The sequence below is a fragment of the Tepidicella baoligensis genome, from assembly GCF_013432195.1.
Lineage (GTDB): Bacteria > Pseudomonadota > Gammaproteobacteria > Burkholderiales > Burkholderiaceae_C > Tepidicella > Tepidicella baoligensis.
Genome location: NZ_JACCDB010000026.1, coordinates 1 through 6457 on the forward strand (window position 1 = coordinate 1; position 6457 = coordinate 6457).

Consider the following 6457-nt stretch of genomic DNA (forward strand, 5'->3'; position numbering starts at 1 on the left):
TCGGGCCTTGGCAGGGTAGCTGCACGGCCTTGAGTTCCCGGCGACCGGCAACATCGGCGCTCGCCGCCGCCTTCTGGCCGATCAACTCTTCGAGGCAGATGCGGACTTCGTAAATCTCGTCGGCCTCTTCCAGGCTCAGGGTGCGCACCTGGACGCCGTGGTTCTTTTCCACCAGCACCAACCCCTTTTCCTCCAGGGCACGGAAAGCTTCCCTTACCGGCCCTCTCGAGACGCCAAGCGACGCGGCCAGCGCAGCCTCCCGCAAAGGTTCGCCGGGGACGAGGCGGCCATCCAGGATCATGCGCTCCAACTCCTCCTGGACAAGGGAGGGCAAGGAGTGAGTCTTCAACAAGGCGAGGGAAGCGGGCTGATTCATGACTGAACATGTTACCCGGCGCCGATCTTTTTTGCAGATTGTCTATTGTCAACAATCTGCAATATTGACCCTCTAGCATGCGAGGACTTCATCCTACCTGCCCAGGAGTAGTCATGCGCACGTCTGTCCTCGCTGTTTCTATTTTTGCCTTGCTTGGCGCCACCGGCGCTTCGGCTCAGGAACTCCGTATCGGCGGTTCCACGACCTCGCTGCCGATCATTTCCAGCTGTTCCGCCCACTTCATGGAGAAGTACCCGACCTGGGACAAGGCCGATGCATCCCTGCCCAAACAGCAAGTGGTGATCTATGTCACCGGCGGCGGCTCAGGCTTTGGCGTCAAGGGCCTGCTCAACGGCACCATCGACCTCGGCATGGTGGCCCGGGAACTCAAGGACTCCGAGACCAAGGAACTCGGCGCTCCGGTGGTCAAGGCCTTCGCCCGCGACGCCGTGGCCATCGCCACCAGCGCGAAAAGCCCCCTGGCCAAGACGAAGCAGGATTTCAGCTCCGCCGAGCTGGCCGCCATCTTCTCCGGCAAGACGGAAAAACTGTCCCAGATCGACAAGCGCCTGCCGGCCAAACCCATCGTGCTGCTGACCCGCGACGCGGCCGGCGGCGTCACCGAGATATTCCAGCAGCGCGTGATGAAAGAGGATCGTCTGGCCGCCTCGCGCCTGCAATTCCCCTCCACGGCCGGTCTCATCAAGAAACTGGAAGGTAGCGACACCGCCATCGCCTTCGTCTCCGCCGGCGCCATCAGCAAGGACTCCAAGGTTCGCACCTATGGCGTGGATGGCGTGGCACCGACCCAGGAGAACATGGTCAGCGGCGCGTACACCCTGAATCGGCCCCTGATTCTCGTTGCCAAGGCGAATCCTTCGCGCCAGGTTCAGCTCTTCCTCGACTACGTGCTGGGCGAGTGCCAGTCCGTGGTCAAGGAACTAGGCTTCGTCCCCGTCGCGGCGGCCAAGTAAATGTCCCTCGCCCGGCGGCTGCCCGATCTACTGCTGCGCTACGGCGCCATGTTCGCCCTCGCCGGCGGCGTGGCCGTGCTCGGCCTCGTGATCGGCTTCGTCATCCTGGAATCGCGGCTGCCGCCGGGACCGGGCACCACCCTGGCCGGTTTCCTCATCCTCGACCGCTGGGACCCGACGGGGGAGCCGCCCCTGCTAGGCATCGGCCACGCCTGGATGGCAACGCTGATGGTGGTCGGGCTCGCGGTCGCCATGGCGACGCCCTTGGCCCTGGCGATTGGCGTCTTCCTCGCCGAGGTGGCGCCGCCGCTGGTGCGCCATGTGGCCGAACCCGTGTTGCAACTGCTGGCCGGCATCCCCGCCGTGGTCTACGGCTTCGTCGGCTACACCACCCTCGTGCCCTTCATGGAGTACTGGCTGCCGACGGGGGAGACCCTCTTCTGCGCCGCCATCGTGCTGGCCCTGATGGTGCTGCCCTTCATTGCCGCCACCGCCGCCGAGTCCTTCGCCCTTGTTGGCGCCGAGCTGCGCCTGGGCGGTCTCGCCCTGGGCGTCAGCCGCTGGTACACCTTCACCCGCATCACGCTGCGCAAGGCCGCGCCCGGCGTGCTGGCCGGGGTCATCCTTGGCGTCGGACGCGGCATGGGCGAAGCCCTGGCGGTGTTGATGCTGGCGGGCAACTCACCGGCCTTTCCCGAGGGCTTCTTCAGCCGCGGCCAACCCATCACCGCCCTGATCGCCACCGACCTGGGCGAAGCCGCCATCAACTCCGACCGCTACCACGCCCTGTTCTCCGCCGGCTTGCTGCTGATGCTCATGGTCATCGCGATCAACGGCGCGGTGATCTGGCTCAAGAAAGGACTGCTGCGCCATGAGCGCCACTGAACTCGCCGCGCCACCTTCGCGCCTGAGCCATCGCACGGCGGCCAGCGATCTGGCCTACCACGCGCTGGCCTGGGTCGCCGGCGGCATCGGCATGCTGATTCCGATCACGATCTTTCTCTATCTGCTCTGGCATGGCCTCGGCGCGGTAACGCCAGAATTCCTGTTCTCGCCCCCGAGCGGCGGCTCGCTGGACGGCAAGGGCGGCATCTGGCCAGCCATTGCCGGCAGCCTCGCCCTGGTCGGCTACGGCCTGATCCCCGCCCTGCTGCTGGGCGTGGGTGGCGGCATCTATCTCGCCGAGTTCAACCGCTCGCCGGCGCTGGAACATGGCGCGCGCTTCTGCATCGAATCCCTTTCCGCCGTACCGGGCCTGGTCTACAGCCTCTTCGGCTATGCCCTGCTGGTGGTGGCCTTCCAACTCAAGACTTCCCTGATCGCCGGCGCCATCACCCTGGGCTTCGTCATGCTGCCCCAGATCCTGATCGGCACCCACGAGGCCCTGCGCGCCGTGGACCCGGTACTACGGGAGACGGCCCACGCCCTGGGCGTATCCCACAGCTATCTCTTCTTCCGCGTGGTCTGGCCCGTGGCCTGGCCGGCGATCCTGACCCAGGTGGTGCTATCCGCGATCCACGCCCTGGGCGCCGCCTCGCCCCTGCTGTTCACCGCCGCCACCGTGTTCACCAAGGAACCGGTGTCCCTCAGCAAGCCGGTCATGGCCCTGCCCACCCACCTCTATTTCGTCACCGCCGAGATCGGCGCCGTGCCCTATGCCTTCGGCTCAGCCCTGGTCCTGGCGGCGCTGGTGCTATCGGTTTCGGTGATCGCCCTAGTCTTCAAGCGCCGCCGCGCCCATTGAAAGGAGTCCCATGAACGCCGTTCTCGAAGTCCCGCCGCCGGCCCGCGAAGCGTGCTTCGCCATCGAGGCCAGGGGCGTCACCGCCGCCTATGCCGGCGCAACTCGCCTCAAGGGCGTGGACGTCACCTTTCCGCGCAATCGCGTCAGCGCCATCCTCGGCCCCTCGGGCTGCGGCAAGTCCACCCTGTTGCGCACGCTCAACCGCACCCTGGAACTGGTGCCGGGCGCCCACGTCCAGGCCGGCGCTGTGCTTTTCGACGGCCTCGACATCTACGGCCCCGGCGTCTCCGCCAGCTGGGTGCGCACCCACGTCGGCATGGTGCAGCAGAAGCCCACGCCCTTCCAGATGTCCATCCTCGACAACGTGCTCTTCGGCGCCCGCTACCACGGCCTGCAAAGGGACCCGGTGGAGCACGCCCGCGAATACCTGGAACGGGTAGGCCTCTGGACCGAGGTCAAGGACCGCCTCAAGTCCTCCGCCCTCTCCCTTTCCGGGGGCCAGCAGCAGCGCCTGTGCATGGCCCGCACCCTGGCCGTGCGACCCAGCGTGGTGCTGATGGACGAGCCCTGCTCCGCCCTCGACCCGCGCTCAACCTCGGTGATCGAGGGCCTAGTTAAGGAGCTCGCCGCTGACTACACCATCGTCATCGTCACCCACAACATCGCCCAGGCTCTGCGCGTCGCCCACGAGGCGGTGTTCATGGTGGACGGCGAGGTCATCGACACCGGCAGCCGCGACGAAGTCCTGGGCGACCCCCGCCATCCGGTGGTCCGCGACTTCGTCACCGGCGTGGTCGGCTAAATCCCAGCGAGGAAATCCCATGAGCAACCATCAACGCATCGTCGTCGGCATGATCGACGGCTTCGGTCTCGACTATTACGCCGCCCAGCCCCTGCCCACCCTGCGCCGCATGGCCGCCACCGGACTCGAAGCCGAGGTCAAGGCCATCATGCCCACGGTGACCAACGTGAACAACGTCTCCATCAGTTGCAGTTCGCTGCCCAGGGAGCACGGCCTCACCGGCAACTCCTACTTCAACCCGGCCAGCGGCGAGGCGGACTACATGGAGAACGCCGACTTCCTGCAACGGCCGACCCTGGCCCAGCGCGCTGCCGCCCGCGGCATCAAGTCGGCCCTGCTGACCTGCAAGGTCAAATCCATCAACCTGCTGGCGCGGGAGGCCGAGATCGCCATCGCCGCCGAACGGCCACCGGCCGAGTACGTGGCCCGCTACGGCCCCGCGCCAGACATCTACAGCCGAGAGATCAACTACTGGCTCTGGCAGGTGGCCATCGACCTGCTCAAGACCCGGCCCGACATTGGCGTGCTCTATGTGCACACGACCGACTACCCGATGCACGCCTGGGCGCCGGAGCGGCCGGAATCGCAGGAGCATCTCGCCCGCCTCGATGCCCTCATCGGCGAGGCCGCCGCCGCCGCGCCGGATGCGGCCTTCTTCCTCACCGCCGACCATGGCATGAACTTCAAGACCCGCTGCTGGGATCTGGACAAGGCCCTGCGCGGCAACGGCCACCCGGTGCGCTTCGCCCTTTCCGCCGAGAAAGATCGCTATGTCAAGCATCACCGCACCTTCGGCGGCACCGCCTACGTCTGGCTGGAACGGGCCGAGGATGCCGCCGAGGTCAAGGCTGCCCTGCTGCAACTGGACGGCATCGAGGGCGTGCGCACGCGCGAGGAGGCGGCGCGGGACTTCGATCTGATGCCCGAGCGGATCGGCGACCTGGTGGTGACCGGCGACCGTGACACCGTCTTCGGCGAACTGCCCGGGCCCTACGAAGCCCTGGAGTCCGGCTACCGCTCCCACGGCTCCCTGCACGAGAGCGACGTGCCCTTGATCATCCACAACTGGCGGGGGGACCTGCCGCCGCCGGCACGCTTCCGCCGCAACGCCGATCTGCTCCACTTCGTCCTCGCCTGACCACCATGAACAATCCCGTCACCGCCAACGGCCGCGCCTACGCCTGGCCGCAACACCCCACCGTCGTCATCTGCGTCGACGGCTGCGAACCCGCCTACATCGAGCAGGCGATCGCCGCCGGCCTCATGCCCAACCTCAAGGCCATGTTGGCCCGGGGCACGGACCTGCGCGCCGACTGCGTCGTTCCCAGCTTCACCAATCCCAACAACCTCTCCATCGTCACCGGCGTGCCGCCGGCCGTCCATGGCATCTGCGGCAACTACTTTATCGACCCGGCCAGCGGCGAGGAAGTGATGATGAACGACCCTACCTTCCTGCGCTGCGGCACACTGCTCGCCGCCTTCGCCGCCGCCGGGGCCCGTATCGCCATCGTCACCGCCAAGGACAAGCTCCGCACCCTGCTGGGACATGGCCTGCCCATGGATTCCGGTCGAGTCGTCTGCTTTTCCTCGGAGAAGGCGGACCGCACGAGCGTCGCCGAGCATGGCATTGCCGATGCCCTTGGCTTTGTCGGTCTGCCTTTGCCCTCGGTCTATTCGGCCGAGCTCTCCGAGTTCGTCTTCGCCGCCGGCTGCCGCCTGCTGGAAAGCGCTCCCTGGGACCTGATGTACCTTTCCACCTCGGACTACATTCAGCACAAGCACGCGCCGGGCACGCCGGTGGCCAACGCTTTCTACGCGATGATGGACGGCTACCTGGGCCGCCTCGACGCGCTCGGCGCCACCATCGCCATCACCGCCGACCACGGCATGAAGCCCAAGCACGATGACGCCGGACGACCCAATGTGGTCTACCTGCAGCCCCTGCTTGATGAGTGGGTGGGTGCGGATCACTGCCGAGTTGTACTCCCCATTACTGATCCCTATGTGGTGCATCACGGCGCCCTGGGCAGTTTCGCCGTAATCCACCTGACCTCACTGGGCGATACATCGATGGTGGCTGCACGCCTGCGTCTCGTCACCGGCGTGAATGAAGTATTGGAACGGGACGAGGCCTGCGTCCGCTTCGGACTACCGCCTGACCGGGAAGGGGAATTGATCGTGATTTCCGAGTCCGACTGGACCTTGGGTACGCGTCCAGATCGCCATGATCTTAGCCAACTGAAGGAGCCACTTCGCTCTCATGGCGGCACCTCAGAACAGCGCGTGCCTCTGTTGCTCAATCGCCGTTCGGAAGCGCCGCCGGCTGACCGCAAGCCTCGTAACTTTGATGCGTTCAGCCTGGCGCTGAACAGGCGTCTGGACTGATCGATAGGGGACTGTCGTGGGACCTGCTTCAGGGATTCGGAAACGATACGGGCGTAATCGAATTTCTTTCGAATATGGGTTGGCTTTTTTATAACCTATGTAATCTTCCCGTCGCCTGCTTGCTTCCTCTAGAAAAGCTCCTCGACACGGATAGACACGGATAGGAAATTCAACCG

At 65.7% G+C, this 6457-nt stretch carries 7 protein-coding genes; 6 read left to right on the forward strand and 1 reads right to left on the reverse strand.

The window, feature by feature from the left end:
• On the reverse strand, positions 1 to 376 hold a 376-nt coding region (locus HZS63_RS13625; RefSeq protein WP_180684535.1), incomplete at its 3' end, for a GntR family transcriptional regulator.
• A gap of 113 nt (positions 377 to 489) precedes the next feature.
• Here HZS63_RS13625 and HZS63_RS13630 point away from each other — a divergent pair.
• From HZS63_RS13630 to phnA, 6 genes are read left to right on the forward strand one after another with little or no spacing between them, the layout of a single operon-like run.
• A complete protein-coding gene (locus HZS63_RS13630; protein ID WP_180684536.1) occupies positions 490 to 1350 on the forward strand; it encodes a substrate-binding domain-containing protein in 861 nt (286 codons plus the stop codon).
• A complete protein-coding gene (pstC, locus tag HZS63_RS13635) occupies positions 1351 to 2235 on the forward strand; it encodes a phosphate ABC transporter permease subunit PstC (RefSeq protein WP_180684537.1) in 885 nt (294 codons plus the stop codon).
• Complete coding sequence (locus HZS63_RS13640; protein WP_180684538.1) at positions 2222 to 3094, forward strand: PstA family ABC transporter permease; 873 nt, start codon at positions 2222 to 2224, stop codon at positions 3092 to 3094. The genes pstC and HZS63_RS13640 overlap by 14 nt, the downstream gene beginning before the upstream one ends.
• A 10-nt stretch (positions 3095 to 3104) precedes the next feature.
• Positions 3105 to 3896 (forward strand): phosphate ABC transporter ATP-binding protein, encoded by a 792-nt coding sequence (locus tag HZS63_RS13645; RefSeq protein WP_180684539.1) that lies wholly within the window; start codon positions 3105 to 3107, stop codon positions 3894 to 3896.
• 19 nt (positions 3897 to 3915) lie between these two features.
• Entirely contained in the window at positions 3916 to 5034 is a 1119-nt protein-coding gene (locus tag HZS63_RS13650; RefSeq protein WP_180684540.1) for an alkaline phosphatase family protein, read from the forward strand.
• Positions 5035 to 5039: 5 nt separating this feature from the next.
• Entirely contained in the window at positions 5040 to 6281 is a 1242-nt protein-coding gene (gene phnA / locus HZS63_RS13655) for a phosphonoacetate hydrolase (RefSeq protein ID WP_180684541.1), read from the forward strand.
• Positions 6282 to 6457 lie beyond the last annotated feature (176 nt).

What these genes read in the sequence shown, in the direction of transcription:
- HZS63_RS13650 (WP_180684540.1), top strand. Translation starts at nt 3,916, where the DNA reads ATGAGCAACCATCAACGCATCGTCGTCGGCATGATCGACGGCTTCGGT.
- phnA (WP_180684541.1), top strand. Translation starts at nt 5,040, where the DNA reads ATGAACAATCCCGTCACCGCCAACGGCCGCGCCTACGCCTGGCCGCAA.
- HZS63_RS13640 (WP_180684538.1), top strand. Translation starts at nt 2,222, where the DNA reads ATGAGCGCCACTGAACTCGCCGCGCCACCTTCGCGCCTGAGCCATCGC.
- HZS63_RS13630 (WP_180684536.1), top strand. Translation starts at nt 490, where the DNA reads ATGCGCACGTCTGTCCTCGCTGTTTCTATTTTTGCCTTGCTTGGCGCC.
- pstC (WP_180684537.1), top strand. Translation starts at nt 1,351, where the DNA reads ATGTCCCTCGCCCGGCGGCTGCCCGATCTACTGCTGCGCTACGGCGCC.
- HZS63_RS13645 (WP_180684539.1), top strand. Translation starts at nt 3,105, where the DNA reads ATGAACGCCGTTCTCGAAGTCCCGCCGCCGGCCCGCGAAGCGTGCTTC.